Annotated in this window: 1 protein-coding gene and 1 pseudogene; both read left to right on the forward strand. The window is 37.1% G+C overall.

Annotation, left to right across the window (positions count from 1 at the left end):
* The first annotated feature begins 84 nt into the window (after nt 1–84).
* Nucleotides 85–840 (forward strand): DUF4336 domain-containing protein, encoded by a 756-nt coding sequence (locus GMD1S_RS08190; protein ID WP_000113582.1) that lies wholly within the window; start codon nt 85–87, stop codon nt 838–840.
* A gap of 11 nt (nt 841–851) precedes the next feature.
* Nucleotides 852–964, forward strand: a pseudogene (locus GMD1S_RS08195) (uracil-DNA glycosylase); the annotation flags it as partial.

Genomic DNA, 964 nt, shown 5'->3' on the forward strand with positions numbered 1-964 from the left:
AGTATATATAAGAACTGTAAAAAGTGGTTTAGATAGCCACTTTTTGCTATAATAGAAGCAGTAAAAACGAAGGAATAGTAAACGATGGCAAGACCAGAACTTTCTCTTTATGAACCATTGTATACACTAAAGGAAGTTGATCAAAATATCTGGATAGCAGATGGTGACTTGATACAAATGGATATGAAGGTCTTCAAACTACCTTTTCAGACACGTATGACAGTGATAAAGTTAAACGATGGAAAACTCTGGATTCATTCTCCTATTGCGCCAAATGAGGAGCTCTTTACTGAACTGGACGCTTTGGGCAAAGTTGCTTACCTAATTTCACCCAATAAGATTCACTACGCCTATATTGCAGATTGGAAAAAAAGATATCCTTATGCACAAGCATGGTCTAGTCCAGGAGTTGAAGAGAGAGCAAAAAGTCAGAATGTCATGGTGGAATTTGATGCTCCTTTAACTGATAAGGCACCTGACTTATGGTCTGATGAGATTGATCAACTTATTTTTAAGGGAAGTTCTGTCATCGAAGAGGTCGTGTTTTTTCATAAATCGACTAAAACACTCATTGTAACGGACCTTATAGAGAATTTTGAACCAGAAAAGATAGCTAGTCCAATCCGAAGAAAAATTTATCGTTTAGCCCGTGTAACAGTCCCTGATGGGCAAACTCCTATCGATTATAGGATGACTTTTTTTAGAAGACAAATAGAGGCAAAGGTTTCCTTTTCCCGTATGTTAAACTGGAAACCGGATAAGATCATTCTTGCACATGGTTTATGCTTTTTTAAAAATGGTACGGATGAATTAAGACGTGCTTTTAGATGGATACGATAAAGGAGAGAAAGATGCAACATTCGTCTTGGCATGCTTTGATTAAGGAGCAATTACCTGAAGGTTATTTTGGGAAAATCAATCAATTTATGGAACAGGTCTATGCTCAGGGAATTGTCTATCCACC

The sequence above is a fragment of the Streptococcus sp. GMD1S genome, from assembly GCF_000296875.1.
In the GTDB taxonomy this organism is placed as follows: domain Bacteria; phylum Bacillota; class Bacilli; order Lactobacillales; family Streptococcaceae; genus Streptococcus.

Coding starts and splice junctions, on each gene's coding strand:
- GMD1S_RS08190 (WP_000113582.1), top strand. CDS start 85: ATGGCAAGACCAGAACTTTCTCTTTATGAACCATTGTATACACTAAAG.